This window comes from Kitasatospora sp. NPDC092286 (assembly GCF_044755565.1).
Taxonomy (GTDB): Bacteria; Actinomycetota; Actinomycetes; order Streptomycetales; family Streptomycetaceae; genus Kitasatospora.
This window is the reverse complement of sequence record NZ_JBIVRD010000022.1, coordinates 93138-109503: the sequence shown is the minus strand read 5'-3', so window position 1 is coordinate 109503 and position 16366 is coordinate 93138. Positions and strand designations below refer to the sequence as shown.

The following is a 16366-nucleotide window of genomic DNA, read 5'->3' as shown; positions in this document are numbered from 1 at the left end:
CGTCAGATACCGCGCCGCGCCTTGACCGAACCGTTCTCGATCGCCGCCAGCAGGGCCGCGTGGTCGAGGACGGTCTGGTCCGCGTAGCGGACGGCGAAGTCGGCGACGGCCTCGGCGAAGGTGTCGGCGCCGCCCAGGTAGCCGGCGATGGCGAGGCGGTCGCCGGAGCGGGCGTGGGCGCGGGCCAGGGTGCGGCCGCAGAGGTCGGCGTAGGCACGGAAGCCGCCCGGCGTCAGGTCGGCGACCTCGACGGAGCCCTTCATGTCGCGGAGCTGGCGGCCGTAGAAGTGGCGGCCGGCCGGGCCTGCCGTCCAGCCGAGGAAGATGTCGCTGGCGGCCTGCATCAGGTGCTGGCCGGTGACGACCCGGTGTCCGCCGTGGGCGACGGGCACTTCGGCGTCGGGGCGGACGGCGGGGAGGTGGTCCTCCAGGACGGAACGGCCGGCCTCCTTGATCTGGAGGAAGAGCGGATCGCGCTCGTCGCGCCCCTCCAGCAGGAGGATGTAACAGCGGGTGCCGACGCTGCCGACGCCGACGACCTTCCGGGCGGCGTCGACGAACCGGTACCGGTCGAGCAGGACGCGGCGGTCGTCGGCGAGGGTGGCGCGGTAGTCGCTGAAGACCTGGCCGACAGCGCGGAATTCGGTCCTCGGGAGCGACTGGATGAGCGGCGGGTCGCTGATGATGCGGCGCCGGCCGTCCTTCGTCTCGGTGAGCTTGCCGAAGGCCTGGAGGCTGGTGCGCCGCCGGGCGCGGGCGAGGCTCGCCTCGGCCCGCTTGCGCTGCCTGGGCTTCCGGAGCAGCGGCAGCAGGTCGCCGGTGTCGATGCGGGCGTACCAGACGTCGAGTTCGCCGTGCCCGGCGAGCCGCCGCATCGCGGTGGCGTAGCCGTGGGCCGCGGCGAGGGCGGCGCGGCGGGCGCTGTCCTCGTCGTTGCCGTTGTCACGGGCCGCGACCGCGACGCTCGCCGCCAGCCGCTTGACGTCCCATTCGAACGGGCCGGGGTAGGTCTCGTCGAAGTCGTTGACGTCGAAGAGCAGCGCGCGTTCCGGCGAGGCGTACACGCCGAAGTTCAGCAGGTGTGCGTCACCGCAGAGTTGGACGATCAGCCCGGTGTCCGGGCCGGCCGCGAGGTCGGCGGCCATCACGGCGGCGGAGCCCCGGAGGAAGGCGAAGGAGGAGTCGGCCATCCGGCCGTAGCGGATCGGCAGCAGTTCGGCGACCCGGTCGGCGCCCTGGCGTTCCAGCACCCCGACGGGGTCGGGGCGGTCGGCGGCCGGGATCCAGCGGCCGTGGGAGGAGCGCGACACCCGTTCGCGGGCCGCGCGGCCGCGCCGGCGGCGTTCGGCGGGACTGGTCATGCGCTGCTCCTCGGCCGGTGGAAGGGGTTTTACCTCCTCGCGACGCTAGAACAACGGCACAGGCCCGGCATGTCGAAGCGCGGGCGGGCGTGCGACACGCCCACCCGCGCTCAGCTGAACGGGTGAATTCAGAAGAGGGATCGACGGGGGTGGGACCGTGGTCCCTACTCCACGACGAAGTCCGCCATCATCGCCATGTCCTCGTGCTCCAGGTTGTGGCAGTGCATCATGTACGTCCCCGGGTAGTCGGTGAAGCGCACCAGTACCTCCACCGCCTCGGCCGACCGCAGGTCCACCGTGTCCTTCCACCCGGCGTCGTACGGGCCCGGGTCGGAGCCGTTGCGCGAGAGCACCTGGAACTGGTTCAGGTGCACGTGGACGGGGTGGTGCAGGTCGCTGAAGAACCGCCAGCGCTCCACGGCGCCGAGGGTCGGCCGGGCCAGCGCCCGGCCGGGCAGGTAGAGCCGTTTGTTGATGGTCCAGCCGTCGCCCTTGCTGAGGCGGAAGCGGAAGTTCCGGGTAATGACGGCGTCCGCGGGGTCGAGCCACTCGATGGTGGAGAGCCGCTCGGGCACCCTCGAGTCGTCCGAGACGGTACGGGAGGACACGTCGAACCGCATCACCTCCCTCGCCGAGCCGGTGCCGAAACGGTTCATCAGGCGCACCGACGTCCCCGGCTCGAAGCGCGAGAAGTCGACGACGAGGTCGAAGCGCTCGGCCGGAGCGATGTCCACGACATCGTGCGCCCGTGGGGCCTCCAGCAGACCGCCGTCGCCGCCGATCTGCACCAGCGCGTCGCCGCCGGGCGGCTGCGGGTCCAGTTCGAGGCGGTACACGCGGGCGTTGGAGGCATTCAGCAGGCGCAGCCGGTAGCGCGCCCGGTCCACCGGGTGCCGTGGCCAGGGCGCGCCGTTGACCAGGATGACGTCGCCGAGCACCCCGTTCATGTAACCGGCTCTGACGCCGGGGACAAGGCGCTCGGCGTCGACGGTCGGGTAGCGGAAGGCGCCGTCCTCCCCGAACGAGCGGTCGACGAGCATCAGCGGGAGGTCGCGTTCACCGCGCGGCAGTGGCAGCGCGTCCTCCTCCTCGTCGTGGATCAGGTGGAATCCGATCAGGCCGCTCCAGATGGCGAGGCCGGTGAAGCCCATCCGGTGGTCGTGGTACCAGAGCGTGGCCGCCCGCTGCTTGCCGGGATAGGTGTAGGTCCGCTCGCCGTTCGAGGTGTTGCCGAGCGGGGTGTCGGCGGGGTCGTCGGCGTACCGCTCCATGCCCGGCATCCCCGCCATACCCGCCATACCGCCCGCGCCACGGGAGCCGGTGGCCCCGGCCGGCAGGGTCAGGTCGATCGCGTAGCCGTCGCTGTCCGCCGGGGTGTGGCCGCCGTGCAGGTGGACCGTGGTCGGCACCGGCAGTTGGTTGCGGTGGAGCACCGCCGTCCGCCGGCCGGCCCGGACCGACAGGGTCGGCCCGGGAAAGATACCGCCGTACGTCCAGACGTCCGTCCGCAGACCGGGCAGGATCTCCAGCTTGGCGACCTGCTGGGTGATCTCGTAGAAGTCGGTGGTGCCCTCCGTGCGGACCGGTGCCAGCACCGGCGGCACCGGCAGCGGCAGCCGGAACGGCTCCGGCAGGTCCACCTCACTGCTCAGCAGCCGGCCGGGGCTGCCCTTGCGGAACATCCGGGCCGCCGCGGGGACGGCGACCGCCGTCAGCGCGCCCGCGCCGACCGCCGCCGAGCCGAGGCCCAGGAACCGGCGGCGATTCACTTGGCCACCTCGACCGGTCCGCCGGGCCGGGGCAGCCGCCCGGTGCCGTCCCCGCCATCCGGCTCGGCCGCCACGTCCGCGCGGGCCGGCAGCGGCGCCCGCCAGGCGCCGACCGCGCCGAAGAAGAGAGCGCTGACCAGCAGCACGCCGAGCGTCACATGGGCGCCCACCTCGCGCTCGTACCCGGCGAAGGTCTGGCCGGTGACCGCCACCGCCAGGAGCGCCGTCGTCCACAGTGGCCAGAGCGGCCCGCGGCCGACCCAGCGGACCAGCGCCGCGACGGCGAACTGGCCGATCACCACGGTGGCGAGGGTCATCGCGGCGACCTCGTGGTCCTTGAGCGACTCGTACGTGCCGTTGAGGAAGCTGCCGGCCAGCATGGTCTGCAGGAGGCCGAGGGCCGCCAGCGAGGTCGCGGTGGTGCGCAGCAGGATCAGCGGCCAGCGGGGCGCGGGGGCCGCGGGAGGACTGCTCATGTCGGGCTTCTCTCTGCTCGGCGGGGCGGGAACGCGCCGGTCGGGGCGGCCGGCGGCCCGAGGAGCGGGCCGGGCCGGAAACCGCCGGACGGCGCGACGGAGGGCGTAACTGACATCACGTCACGGCCGTTGTCAATCAACGATTGTGACGTCTTCGGACACCCCATTGCGCCTGGTTGCGGCAGGTTTGTCACCCGGACGGGCGGTGCGCCGCCGCGCACCGCCCGTTCGGCCTAGGGCCGGTCGTCGCACTCCCGCCCTCCGCTACTGGCGACCGCCGCCGGCCTCCACCGGTCGGGTCCGCAGCAGGGCCCGGACCGGCAGGCCGGTCGAACCGAGGCAGAGCAGCACGGCCCCGACGGCCAGGGGCAGGGCGATGCCGGCCGGGATGTGCGGGGCGACGCCGGCGATACCGCGGGCGATCGGCAGCAGCGTGATCCAGGCGATCGCGCCGCCGAGCACCAGGCCCGTCGCGGCGACCAGCAGCGCCTCCCAGCGCATCATGCCGCGCACCTGCCGCCGGGTGGTGCCGGCCAGGCGCAGCAGCGCCACCTCGCGGCGCCGGTCCAGCACCGTCATCACCAGGGTGTTGGCGGCGGTGACGGCCGCGAAGCCGCCCAGCACGCCCGCCATCACGGTGTTGGCCCAGGCACTGAGCTCCTGCGCGCGGTCGGCCTGCGCGGCGTAGCCGGCCCGGTCGGTGACGGTGGTGCCGGCGAGGCCCGCCAGCTTCGCCGCGACCGCGGCCCGGTCCGCGCCGGGGGCGTCGGCGACCAGCACCTGGCTGTCGTACCCGGCGGTGACGTGTTCGGCGACGGCCGCGCGGGGCAGCAGTACCTGGCCGAAGGCGAGGCCGCGCTCGTAGGTGGCGACCACCGTCGGCTGGACCTTGGTGCCGTCCCCGAGCCAGAGCGGAGCGCGCCCGCCGACCTTGACGCCGAGCGTGTCGGCGAGGCCCGCGTCCAGGGCGACCGTGTCCGCGGAGCGGCCGAGGTCGGCCAGCGAACCGCTCTTCACCCCGAGGTCCAGCACCCGGGGCAGCTTCGCCGGGTCGCCGTTGACGCCCAGCGCGGTGGCGGTGGCCAGGACCTGGCCGGCGTGGTAGACGGCGCCGGTGTGCAGCACGCCGACGGCGGCGTCCACGCCGGGCACCCCGGCCACCTGGCCGGCGGTGGTGGCCGGCAGGCCGGGGCCGGTCGGGCCGACCACGTGGTCGGCGGTGATGCCGGTGCGCACCTGCTCACCGGTGGCGTGGCTGATGGTGGTCTGGATGAACAGCAGGGTGCCGCAGAAGGCCGTGACCATGACGATCGGCGTGATCGCGGAGGCCAGCCGGCGGGCGTTGGCCCGGGTGTTGTCGGCGGCCAGCGAGCCGGGGGCGCCACCGGCCCGCAGCGGGGCGCCGAGCACGCCCGCGGCGATCCGGGCCACCAAGGGGCCGAGCAGGGCGACGGCCATCAGGAAGCACATCACGACGCCGAGCGCGGTGTTGGCGGCGTCGCTGCCGTCCAGGGTCGAGGCGACGACGGAGAGCACCACGGCGCCGGCCGTGAAGACCAGCCCGATGACGGTCCGCACCCTGCCCAGGCCGCCGGGCTCGATCGCGGCGTCGCCGAGGGCCTGGCTGGGCCGCATCCGGGACGGGCGGCGGGAGGCCAGGAAGCCGGCGAGCAGGGCGGCCAGGCTGCAGGTGCCCACGGCGGCGAGCATCGGGATCGGGCCCACGCTCAGCGAGACGTCCTCGGGAACGGCGCCGCGCGTCACCATCTCGCCGAACCACCAGTGGGCCAGGGCCAGTCCGGGGAGGATGCCGAGGGCGCCGGCGACGGGCGCCACCAGCATCGCCTCGGTGGCGATGGTGCGGCGGATCTGGCGCGGGGTGGCGCCGATGGCGCGCAGCAGCGCGAACTCACGGGCGCGCTGGCCGGTGGCCAGGGCGACGGTGCTCATCACCACGAAGACCGCGGTCATGGTGGCGGTGCCGCCGAAGGAGCCGCCGAGGGCGGTCAGCATGGTGCGGCTCTCGGTGAGCTCGGGCTGCTCGACGGTGCCGCGGTCGTCGCCGGTCAGCACCTTGGCATCACCGCCGACGGCCTGGCGGACCTGGGCGGCGAGGGTCTTGGCGTCCACGCCCTCGCGCGGCTGGACGGCGATCGCGTCCACCCGGCCGGGGTGGCCGGAGAGCTGCCCGGCGGCGGCGTCGGCGAACCAGGCGGTGGGGCCGGCGCTCTGCGGGGCGGCGAGGCCGGAGATCCGGTAGCCGCCGGCGCCGCCGGGCGCGGTGAGCGTGAGGGTGGCACCGGGCGCGAGGTGGGCGGCGTGCGCGGTGTCGGCGTCCAGGACGACCTCGCCCGCGCCGGGCGCGCGGCCCTCGACCAGCTTGTCGCCGTTGCCGGCGATACCCAGCGCCGCGAAGGCACGGCCGGTCAGGGCGGGGGTGGCCGCGGCGGCGCTGCCGGCCCCGCCCTGACCGGCCGTGATCGGGAAGGCGGTGTCGGGGCGGGCGGCCGCGACACCGGGCTGGGCGGCGATCCGCCCGGCGAGCGCGGCGTCCACCCGGGCCCGCTCGGGGACGGCCTGCTCCTCGGTCTCGGTGTCCTCGCCCACCTTGTGGGTGAAGGAGACGGTCGACTCGGCGGCGACGACCACCGGCGTGCCCGCGTACCGCACCGGCGGGACGCTCGCGGTGATGCCGGTCTGCAGCAGGGTGCCGCAGGCCATGATGACGGCCGCGCCGAGCAGCAGGGCGAGGAAGGTGCCCACGAAGGAGGCGGGCCTGAAGCGCACCGAGGCGCGCGCGAGTCCGTTGCTCATGCCGCGATTCCCACCGGGCGGGCGGTCAGGGTGACCATCCGGTCCGCGACCGTCTTCGGGTCGGGGCGGTACAGCTCGTCCACCAGGGCGCCGTCGGCCAGGAAGACGACCCGGTCGGCGACCGAGGCGGCCACCGGGTCGTGGGTCACCATGACCACGGTCGCGCCCATGGTGTCCACGGCGTGACGGAGCAGGCCGAGCACCTCGTGGGCGGTGCGGGTGTCCAGCGCGCCGGTCGGCTCGTCGGCGAAGACCACGTCCGGGCGGGTGATCAGCGCGCGGGCGATCGCGACGCGCTGCTGCTGTCCACCGGAGAGCTGGCCGGGGCGGCGGCCGGCGTGCTCGCCGAGACCGACCTGGGCCAGCAGCTCCTGGGCGCGGCGGCGGTCCTGGCGCTCACCGGCCAGGCGCTGCGGGAGCAGCACGTTCTGCAGCACGGTCAGCGAGGGCAGCAGGTTGAAGGACTGGAAGACGAAGCCGATCCGGCTGCGGCGCAGCTTGGTGAGCCGGTTCTCGCTCAGCCGGGAGATCTCCTCGCCGCCGAGGTACACGTCACCGGAGGTGGGGCGGTCCAGGCCGGCCGCGCACTGCAGGAAGGTGCTCTTGCCGGAGCCCGAGGGGCCCATGACCGCCGTGAAGGTGCCGTGGCCGAGCGCGAGGTCGATGCCGCGCAGGGCGTGCACGGTCTCGTTGCCGCGGCCGTAGCTGCGCCGCACCGTCCGGAGTTCGATCGCGGCCTGGGCGGGACGCCCGTACTGATCGGTCTGTGAACGGTCGTGGCGGGGTGCCATGGTGGGCCTTCCTTCGGTGATCGTCGCAGGTCGTCGACGTGTTCCACCCTAGGAATGGCGCATGGTCCACACCATGCAGGCCGCTGGCGAGAGAAGGGTGGGGTTATCCCCACCCACCCTGCGACCGGACCTGACGCCGGGACCGGCGCGGGAGCCGGCACCGGACCGGCTCCGGGGCCGGCTCCGGGGCCGGACGTGGTCCCGGGCTCAGACCTCCTCGCCGTCGATCCGCTCGTACCCGGCGCGCAGCTCGGCGAGGGCGGGGTGGGCGGGATCGAAGCGCGTACCGTCGATCGCGGCGATCGGGCGGACGCCGACGCCCGCGTTGACGGCGAAGGCCGCCTCGAAGCGGTCCAGCCCGGCCGCCTCGACCCGCTCGTGCAGCTGTGGGCCGCGGTGGGCGCGGGCCAGCAGGGCGGCGGTGACGCCGGGCAGGCTCGGACCGTCCGGCCAGACCAGTCGCCGGCCGTCGTGGAAGCCGATGTTCCAGGTGGCCCCCTCGGTCACCCGGCCGTCGGCGTCGACCAGCAACGCGTCGTCGTAGCCATCGAGTTGGGCTAGCCGGCGGTGGCGGATCAGGCCGAACAGGCCGACGTGCTTCACCTCCGGCAGTTCGCGGGTGTACGCCGTCGTGCGGACGCGCAGCGGGCCGGGCGCCGCCGTCGGGGCCGGGCGGGTGGTGACCAGCAGGCGGGGCGCGGCGGGCGCGCCCGGACGCTCCAGACCCAGGGCCGGGTCGAAGACGGTGACCCGGACGATCGCCGGGGCGCCGTCCGCCGGGAGCACCCGGCGGATCCGGTCGCGGAGCAGGCAGCGGTCCAGGTCGGCGGCGAACAATACCCGGGCGTCCCGGACCAGCCGGTCAAGGTGCAGGCCCAGGCCGCGGACCCGGCCGGCCTCGGCGCGCACCGTGGTGAAGTGCCCGTAGTTCAGCAGCCCCAGCGCGGCGACCTGCCCGGCGTCGGCCGGCTCCCCGTCGATCTCGATCTCAGCCATCCCCCGAGTCTCCCAGCCGCCGGGACGCGGTGACCACCGGGCGGTAGGGGGTGACGACCCGTCGGCCGCCGTCCCGGGCGAGCTGCTCGAAGTGCTCGATCTTGTACGCGAGGCCCTCCGGTTCGCCGGTGTCGGACCAGCGCCACGCCTCCGCCCACCACTGCGGTCCGCGCACCAGCGGGTGGCCGGCGAGGGCGAGATGGAGGGCGAGCGTGGTGCGGGCGTAGCCGCGCACCCAGCCGTCCGCCTGGCGGTAGGCGGCCGTCTCGTCGAGCCGCAGCCAGCGGCCCTCCCGGCCGGCGGCGAGCAGTGGAGTCCAGGAGTGGAGGGTGCCGTGCGGGGCTTCGCTCCGGACGTCCGGGCCGGGTGGGTCGTCCGGGTCCTGCGGGTCGGGCGGGTCGGGCGGGTCGTGCGGGCGGTCGGCGACCAGGAACAGCAGCCGCCCGCCCTCCTCCCGTACCCGGTAGGGCGGGAGTTGGGGCATCCGGGCGAAGCCGATCGCGTGCTTCCAGGAGACCACCCAGAGGCCGCGCCGGAGGTAGTAGCGGACGGCGTGCTGCCAGGTCCAGTGCGCCTCCAGGCGGTAGCCGGGCAGGCCTTCGGCGGTCGCCGCCCGGTACACCTCGGCGAGGGTCTCCCCGGCGAGGCCCAGGCCGCGCGCCCCCGGGCGGAGGTAGAGCGAGGAGACGGCCAACTGGCCCGGCCCCCTGGTCCAGTTGTCCACCGCCACCGTGCCGACGGGCTCGCCGTCCCGGCCCAGCACCCAGTAGCGGCGGCGGTACAGCTCGCCGCACGGCCACTCCCGGCCGCTCTCGCCCAGCCGTTCGCGCAGCCGCCGCTCGGCCGGCGGGGTCAGCGCGTCCGGGTCCACCGGTTCGCCCGACTCCCCCTCGGCCAGGGACGCCAAGTCCCACCGGGCGAACCGCCGCCCGTCATCGCCGGACGCCACCGGTCGCAGCCGGGCCACCGCCCCCAGCCGCTCCTGCGCCCGCTCCACCGCCGCATCCCAGGACCTCACCACACGCCCACGATAGCGAGCTCCGGTCGCCGAAAGTAATTCACTGGACACCGAACGTCAGGGTCGGATACGAATGCCAACGGGCCGGATGCCCCGGTCCGATGCGGTTTGCGGATGCGGTTCACGGGCGCGGTTCACGGATGCGGTTCGCGAGAGGAAGGAAGCACTGCATGCACGTCAGTTGGCGAGTCAGCGTTCCATCGGGCGGGAGTCGTGCTCGGCGTCCGCGATGCCGAACCAGCGCCGCGCGGCGGCCCGGAGCGCCTCCAGGCCCGCCTGGTCCGGGCGGGGTGAGCCGGATGCCCACGCCACGTAGCAGTCGGGGCGGAGCAGCAGGGCGGTGGCCACGGGCGTGGGGGCCTGGGGTTGCGCGGTGACGATGTCCACGCGGTCGCGCCACGGCGCCATCGCCCGGGCCGCCGAGGAGTCTTCGGTGAGGTCGAGCAGCAGGGGCCGTGCGGATCTGGCGAGTTCCGCCAGCCGGACCGTCCCGGCCGGGGTGCGCAGGTCCAGGTCCGGCGCGAACCGGCCGACCAGCGGGTGCCCGTCGTTCCCGCCCATGTCGTACCGGACGTCGGTACCGGCGACGAGGTCGGCGAGGTGCTGCACCGTGTCCCGGTGTCCGAGCAGTTCGGCGAGCAGCTCCCGCAGCGCGGTGACGTCGCTGCCGGGTGCGATCAGCGCGGACTGCGCCTGGGCGTTCATGACCATGCGGCGGGCGGCTTCCCGGCGCTCGGGCTCGTAGCTGTCCAGGAGTCCGGGCGGGGCGCTGCCCCGGATCTCGGCGGCGAGCTTCCAGCCGAGGTTGACGGCGTCCTGCAGGCCGAGGTTGAGCCCTGGCCCGCCTCCCGCGGCGTACACGTGGGCGGCGTCGCCGACCAGAACGATCCGGCGGTCCCGGAACCGTTCGGCGACACGTGTGTTGCCGCCGGACAACCGGCGCAGCACATGCGGCCCCGCACCGGCGGGCGGGTCGAGCGGCACGTCGGCGCCGAGCACCCGGCGGACGCTCGCCCGCAGTTCGTCGAGGCTCATCGGCCCGTCCGGCTCGGGCTGGTCCCACTCCATGGTGCTGACCAGCGGCGGGTGGCCGGGGAACGGCGCGTACGAGAACCCTCCCTGCTCGGTGCGGTGCGGCAGGAACGGCAGGACAGCACCGTAACCGGGTACGTTCAGCGCCCCGGTCGCGGGATCCACCCACTCCGCCGGGACGGTGGCATGGGCCGCCCGGCTGGTCGTCCGGTCGTAGCTGACGCCGGGGAAGCCGATGGCGGCCTGCTTGCGCGTGATGCTGTGCGCGCCGTCCGCGCCGGCCAGGTAGCGGGTCCGCAGCCGGTAGGCGCCGTCGGGGCCGTCGACGTCGACGGTGACGCCCTCGTCGTCCTGCGCGATGGCGACGACCCGGTGCCCCCGTCGGATGTCCACGTCGAGTTCGGTGGCGCGTTCCTCCAGGACCTGCACGATGCGGCGTTGCGGCACCGGCAGGCCGTGGAGCGGACTGTCCTTCAGCATGCCCAGGTTCAGGGGCAGCGAGGCGAACATGAAGTAGGCGGAGTTCGGCCGCGGCGGCCCCGGGTCGCCGCCGAGGCGCTGGTACAGGCCCCGCCGGTCGACCATGGGGACGACCTGGCCGAGCAGCCCGTTGGCCTTCGGTTCCTCGCCGGGTTCGGACAGGCTTTCCAGTACGACGGGCCGGACACCGGCCAGGCTCAGCTCACAGGCCAGCATCAGCCCGTTCGGGCCTCCTCCGACGATGACCACATCGGCGGTCATTGGCGCGTCCTCTCTGTTGGGCCCGGAAAAGGGCAGGACGGATCGGCCCGGCGACGGCCGGGCCTGATCGGTTCGCACGGGTTCCTACGGGGTGGGAAGACCGGCGGCGAGCCGGTCGAACACGTCGCGCAGCACGGGGACGAGCGGGGTGGGCGGATCGGCACGCAGGCAGTGCTCCACGGCCACGGCACTGCCCGCCCCGATCACCGCGGCGACCAGCTTCGGGTACACCTCGCGGGCCGCGTCGGTGCCGGTGCGCTCGGCGACCGCCTCGGCCAGCACCTCCTGCGCGGCCGCGTTCGCCTTGACGACCTCGCCCTGCAGTGCCGGTTCGGCCAGCATCAGCCGGAGTCCGTCCCGCCAGCGCTGGTCCTGGGCGGACCTCGCGCCCGCTTCGTCCCCCTGCGCGAACTGGACCAGCACGGCGTGGAGGACCGAGTCCCACAGCGGCTCGGCGGCCGGACGCGCGCGCAGCGTGTCCGCGATCCGCAGCATGCGCTCCAGGTGGCCGGCCGCGATCGCCTCGGCCTTGCCGGAGAAGTAGTTGCGGAACGTGCGCACGGACACGTTGGCCGCGTCGGCGATGTCCTCCACCGTCACGTCGTCCCAGCCGCGTTCGACGCACAGCCGAATCGTGGCCTGGCTCAGCGAGACGCGCGTCTCCCGCTTCTTGCGCTCACGCAGCCCGATCCGGGCGTCTTCCCCCTGCGTCATGCCAGCCACCGTAGACCATCTTGCCGGAATGGAAAAGTTGCCGATGCGGCAAGATTTTCGGGGTGGTGGTAGGGGAAACCCGACCACAAGTCTCGACCTGACCGTCATGACCACGCTGACCTGGGCCGATGCAATGAAGGGGTGATGAATCAGCAAGCCCGGCAGGGTCGGTGGGCGCGGTGGGACCGGTGGGATCCATGGGCGCGGGGCGGCTCGGGCCGCAGGGCGCTGTGGTGCGGTGGCTGGCTGGTCGCGGCCGGCTGGGCCGGGGCCCTCCCGCTCGTCTCCGGGCTGGGACCGCACCGGAGTTGGGGCGTCTGCGCCGCCATCGGCTACCTGGCCGCGGCGGTCGCCGTGGTCGTGCTGCCCCGTCGGCGGGCCCGGGCGGAGTCGGTGGCGGTCGCGCTCTGCGGGGCCGTCCTCGTCCCGCTGCTGCTCCTGGTGCTGACCGGGCAGGGGCAGAGCGAGGTCGGCGTGATCGAGCGCTCGGCGGCACGGCTGCTCGACGACGGCACCCCGTACGCGGCCGAGCCGCGCACCCTCGCCGAGTACACGCCGTACCTGCCGGGCATGGCCGCCTTCGGGCTGCCCCGGGCGCTGTCCGAGGCCCTGCCCTGGGCGCAGGCGCTGCCCTGGGTGGAGGGGTGGCCGGCGCGGCTGCTGGGCGACGCCCGCCTCTGGTGCGCGGCCGTGTTCCTCGGCTGTCTGCTGCGTGCCTCGGGCCCCCGGCGGGCCGGGGTCGCGCTGCTGACCGCCTCCCCGGTGGTCGCGCTGCCGCTCTGCGTCAGCGGGGTGGACCTGCCGATGACCGGCCTCTGCTGCCTGGCGCTGGCCGGCGCCGCCCGGGGCCGCCCGGTCGGCGCCGGCCTGGCGCTCGCCGCCGCCTGTTCGCTCAAGTGGACGGCCTGGCCGGCGCTCCCGGTCGTCGCCGGGCTGCTGGCCGCGACCACGGGACGGCGGGCGGCCCTGCGCGGAACCGCGGTCGCGGTGGCCGGCACGGCCGTCCTCGTCCTGCCGGGCGCGCTGCGCTCGCCCGGTCCGATGCTCCGGCAGGTGTTCGCCTTTCCGACCGGGCGCGGCGATCTGCCGACCCCGGCCGGCAGCCCGCTGCCCGGGCGGCTGCTCGCGGACCTGGGCCCCGTCGGCTGGTCCGCCGCCGTCGCACTGCTGCTGCTCGCCGGGCTCGCCGTCGCCGTGTCCCTGGTGCTGCGCCCGCCCCGGGACGTCGTCGGCGCCGCCGACCGGCTGGCCCTCGGGCTCTGCCTGGCCTTCCTGCTGGCCCCCGCCGGGCGGTTCGGGTACCTCGCGCTGCCGCTCGTCCTCGCCGTCTGGGCCCGGTCCCGGTCCGCCGGCCGGCCCGCTCCCCGCTCCTTCGAGCCGAACTCCTTCGCCCCGCATCCCTTCGAGCCGAACTCCTTCGGACCGAACTCCCCCGTCGACCCGCGAACCGAGGTTGTACCGATCCCATGGGCACCACTCTCGTCGTCACCAACGACTTCCCGCCCCGCCAGGGCGGCATCGAAACCTTCGTCCACGCCCTGGCCACCCGCCTGCCCGCCGGCGAGGTCGTCGTCTACACCTCGGACGAACCCGGCGCGGACCGCTACGACGCCGCTCTCCCCTTCCCGGTGATCCGCGACCCGTCCCGGACCCTGCTGCCCACCGGCCGGGTCACCCGGCGGGCCGCCGAGATCGCCCGCGCCCACGACTGCGACCGGGTCTGGTTCGGCGCCGCCGCCCCGCTCGCCGCGATGACGCCCGCACTGCGCCGCCAGGCCGGTGGGATCCGCCGGACGGTCGCCACCACGCACGGCCACGAGATCTGGTGGGCGCGCACCCCCGGGGCCCGCCGACTGCTGCGGCGGATCGGCGGGAGCGTGGACGTGGTCACCTACCTCGGGGCGTACACCCGCGAGCGGATCGCCCCCGCGCTCGGTCCGCAGGCCCGGCTGGAACGGCTGGTCCCCGGCGTGGACGCCGCCCGGTTCCGCCCGGCCGGGGGCACCGCCGAGGGCACCGCCCCCGCCCTCGCCCTCGCACGGCCGGCCGCGCCGGTGATCCTCTGCGTCGCCAGGCTCGTCCCCCGCAAGGGCCAGGACACCCTGATCCGCGCGCTGCCGCTGATCCGGCGGACCGTCCCGGGTGCCGTCCTGGTCCTGGTCGGCCGGGGCCCGGACGAGCGGCGGCTGCGCTCGCTGGCCCGCCGTCACACCGAGCCGGGCTCCGTGGTGTTCGCGGGCGGCCTGGAACACGCGGCGACACCCGCGTACTACGCGGCGGCGGACGTGTTCGCGATGCCCTGCCGCACCCGCCGGGCCGGGCTGGAGGCGGAGGGCCTGGGCATCGTCTTCCTGGAGGCCGCGGCCGCCGGGCTGCCGGTGGTCGCGGGCGACTCCGGCGGCGCGCCCGACGCCGTGCTCGACGGGGTGAGCGGAACGGTCGTCGACGGGCGGAGCCCTGCGGGCGTCGCGGCGGCGGTCGGCCGGATACTGCGCTCACCGGCGGCCGAGCGCGCCCGGACGGGGGCGGCCGGGCGGCGATGGGTCGAGGAGGAGTGGTCGTGGGAGCCGTCCGCACACCGTCTGGCCCGGCTGCTCGACCCCGAGGAGACCGAGCAGACCGAGGACGCCGTGGGCCCCGCAGGCTCCGTGGGCTTCGTGGGCGCCCAGGACACCGGCGAGGCGGCCTCGCCCACTCACTCCCCGCGCAGATGAGCCAGGACCGCGAGGACCCGCCGGTTGCCCTCGGCCGGATCGAGGTCCAGCTTCATGAAGATGTTGCCGCAGTGCTTCACCACCGAGGCCTCGGTGATGCTCAACCGCCCGCCGATGGCCTGGTTGTTCAGCCCCTCCGCCAGCAGCGTCAGCACCTCCCGCTCCCGCGGGGTCAGCCGGGCCAGCGGCCGCTCCCCCGACTGCTGGCGGAGCAGCACCCGGACCACCTCCGGGTCGATCACGGTCTGCCCGGCGGCCACCCGGCGCAGCGCGTCCAGGAAGTCGGCCACCTCGCCCACCCGGTCCTTGAGCAGGTAACCGAGCCCGGCCGGCTGCGCACCGGCCGCCCCCAGCAGCCGGGTGGCGTACGGGGTGGCCACGTACTGGGAGAGCACCAGCACCGGCAGGCCAGGGTGCCGCTCCCGCAGGTCGAGGGCGGCGCGCAGGCCCTCGTCGTGGAAGCCCGGGGGCATCCGGACGTCGGTGATGACGATGTCCGGGCGGTCCGCGTCCACGGCGGCGGCCAGCGCGTCCGCGTCGCCGACGGCCGCGACGACCTGGTGGCCGCCCCGGGTGAGCAGTTCGACCAGCCCGGCGCGGAGCAGCACCGCGTCCTCGGCGATGACTAGCCGGAGCACGGCACCTCCACCCGGAGCCTGGTCGGCCCGCCGATCGGACTCGTCACCATCAGTCTTCCTCTCAGGATCGCCACCCGGTCGGCCAGCCCCTGCAGTCCGGCCCCGGTGGCCGGGTCGGCCCCGCCCCGGCCGTCGTCCGTCACCTGGAGGACCAGCCGGGCGGCCTCGACCCGGCCGTACACGGTGATCGTGGTGGCGCCGCTGTGCTTGGCCGCGTTGGTGAGCGCCTCGGTGACGGTGAAGTAGGCCGTCGTCTCGACCGGGCCGGGCAGCCGCTCCGGGAGGTCGATGTCGACCTCGACGGGGATCGGGTGGCGCAGCGCGACCTCGGCGACGGCAGCGGCCAGTCCGTGGTCGGTGAGCACCTGCGGGTGGATGCCGAGGACCAGGCCGCGCAGCTGCTCCAGAGCCCGCCGGGCCTCGTCGCGGGCCCGGGCGACCAGCGTGGCGGCCGGGTCGTCGCCGCCCCGCCCGCCCCGTTCGCCCAGCTCGTAGGCGGCCAGGCCCAGCGTCATGCTGAGCGCGACGAGCTGCTGCTGGGCGCCGTCGTGCAGATCGCGTTCGATCCGGCGGCGCTCGGCCTCGAAGGCGTCGACCAGCCGGGCCCGGGAGCGGGTGAGTTCCAGCACCCGGCGGCCGAGGTCCTCGTCCCGGGGCCCGAGCAGGAGCCGGGCGAGCAGGACGTGGGCGGTCGTCAGCAGCGCGCCCGTGTAGGCGCAGAGCAGCAGGCCGGCCAGCCCGGCGGCCGTCGCGGGCAGGGCCTCGACCAGGCCGGGGATCGCCCGGCCGGGGATGACCATCACGGTCTCCGGGGCGAGCGCCCACACCACCACCGGGGTGGTGACCAGCGCCGCGGAGAACAGCAGCAGGGCGGTGAAGCCGAGGCAGACGGCGCTCAGCACCGTGCCGAGGAGCGCGGTGTGGGCGAGTTCGCGCCAGGTCGCGCGCTCCCGCAGCCGGGTGCGCAGCCAGGCCGGGCGGCCGGCCCCGGGCAGCGGGCGGTGCGGGTCGGGCACCACCACCGGCTCGACCAGGCGCAGCCGGCGCCGTTCCAGGGCCGCGGCCGGGAGGCCGGACAGGACGAGGGCGGCCAGGACCGGCAGGCCGATGCCGACGACGGACAGCGGGAGGCCCACCAGCAGCAGCCCGGCCAGCACCACCAGCACCACTGGCCCGAGCAGCGCGCCGCTGAGCAGATAGGCCCAGCAGCGCAGCGCGCGGACGGTGAACGGGAAGCGCCCGGGGTGCGCGCGCAGCGCCGCCCAGACGGCCACCGGCTGCTGCTCCTCGCTCATCCGGTCA

13 protein-coding genes are annotated in these 16366 nt (G+C 75.2%); 2 read left to right on the top strand and 11 right to left on the bottom strand.

The window, feature by feature from the left end; all coding sequences use genetic code 11:
• Positions 1-2: 2 nt before the first annotated feature.
• The 9 genes from ACIQIB_RS22790 to ACIQIB_RS22750 all read right to left on the bottom strand — a co-directional run bounded on the left by ACIQIB_RS22790 (position 3) and on the right by ACIQIB_RS22750 (position 11712).
• Positions 3-1361, bottom strand: coding sequence for a DUF2252 domain-containing protein (locus ACIQIB_RS22790; RefSeq protein ID WP_400760115.1), 1359 nt, complete (start codon positions 1359-1361; stop codon positions 3-5).
• A 164-nt stretch (positions 1362-1525) separates the two neighbouring features.
• Complete coding sequence (locus tag ACIQIB_RS22785; RefSeq protein WP_363604318.1) at positions 1526-3130, bottom strand: multicopper oxidase domain-containing protein; 1605 nt, start codon at positions 3128-3130, stop codon at positions 1526-1528.
• Entirely contained in the window at positions 3127-3606 is a 480-nt protein-coding gene (locus tag ACIQIB_RS22780; protein WP_363604317.1) for a hypothetical protein, read from the bottom strand. Before ACIQIB_RS22780 ends, ACIQIB_RS22785 begins: the two co-directional genes overlap by 4 nt.
• A gap of 264 nt (positions 3607-3870) precedes the next feature.
• Positions 3871-6420, bottom strand: coding sequence for an FtsX-like permease family protein (locus tag ACIQIB_RS22775; RefSeq protein ID WP_400760113.1), 2550 nt, complete (start codon positions 6418-6420; stop codon positions 3871-3873).
• Positions 6417-7211 carry an ABC transporter ATP-binding protein gene (locus tag ACIQIB_RS22770; protein WP_363604314.1) on the bottom strand — a complete coding sequence of 265 codons (795 nt, stop codon included), beginning with the start codon at positions 7209-7211 and terminating at the stop codon, positions 6417-6419. The genes ACIQIB_RS22775 and ACIQIB_RS22770 overlap by 4 nt, the downstream gene beginning before the upstream one ends.
• A gap of 207 nt (positions 7212-7418) precedes the next feature.
• Complete coding sequence (locus ACIQIB_RS22765) at positions 7419-8207, bottom strand: aminotransferase class IV (protein WP_400760111.1); 789 nt, start codon at positions 8205-8207, stop codon at positions 7419-7421.
• Positions 8200-9228, bottom strand: coding sequence for a GNAT family N-acetyltransferase (locus tag ACIQIB_RS22760; RefSeq protein WP_400760109.1), 1029 nt, complete (start codon positions 9226-9228; stop codon positions 8200-8202). The genes ACIQIB_RS22765 and ACIQIB_RS22760 overlap by 8 nt, the downstream gene beginning before the upstream one ends.
• A gap of 186 nt (positions 9229-9414) precedes the next feature.
• A complete protein-coding gene (locus tag ACIQIB_RS22755; RefSeq protein WP_400760107.1) occupies positions 9415-10998 on the bottom strand; it encodes an FAD-dependent monooxygenase in 1584 nt (527 codons plus the stop codon).
• A gap of 84 nt (positions 10999-11082) precedes the next feature.
• Entirely contained in the window at positions 11083-11712 is a 630-nt protein-coding gene (locus ACIQIB_RS22750; protein WP_400760105.1) for a TetR family transcriptional regulator, read from the bottom strand.
• Positions 11713-11856: 144 nt separating this feature from the next.
• On the opposite strand from ACIQIB_RS22750, the gene ACIQIB_RS22745 reads away from it, so the two are divergent.
• Together ACIQIB_RS22745 and ACIQIB_RS22740 are read left to right on the top strand one after the other, a co-directional pair.
• The gene (locus tag ACIQIB_RS22745) at positions 11857-13344 is read left to right on the top strand and encodes a hypothetical protein (protein WP_400760103.1); all 1488 of its coding nucleotides are present in this window, start codon (positions 11857-11859) and stop codon (positions 13342-13344) included.
• Positions 13230-14426 carry a glycosyltransferase family 4 protein gene (locus ACIQIB_RS22740; protein WP_400760181.1) on the top strand — a complete coding sequence of 399 codons (1197 nt, stop codon included), beginning with the start codon at positions 13230-13232 and terminating at the stop codon, positions 14424-14426. The genes ACIQIB_RS22745 and ACIQIB_RS22740 overlap by 115 nt, the downstream gene beginning before the upstream one ends.
• Here ACIQIB_RS22740 and ACIQIB_RS22735 read toward each other — a convergent pair.
• Positions 14408-15064, bottom strand: coding sequence for a response regulator transcription factor (locus tag ACIQIB_RS22735; protein ID WP_363604304.1), 657 nt, complete (start codon positions 15062-15064; stop codon positions 14408-14410). The genes ACIQIB_RS22740 and ACIQIB_RS22735 overlap by 19 nt on opposite strands.
• Positions 15052-16359, bottom strand: coding sequence for a sensor histidine kinase (locus ACIQIB_RS22730; protein ID WP_400760099.1), 1308 nt, complete (start codon positions 16357-16359; stop codon positions 15052-15054). Before ACIQIB_RS22730 ends, ACIQIB_RS22735 begins: the two co-directional genes overlap by 13 nt.
• Positions 16360-16366: the final 7 nt, after the last annotated feature.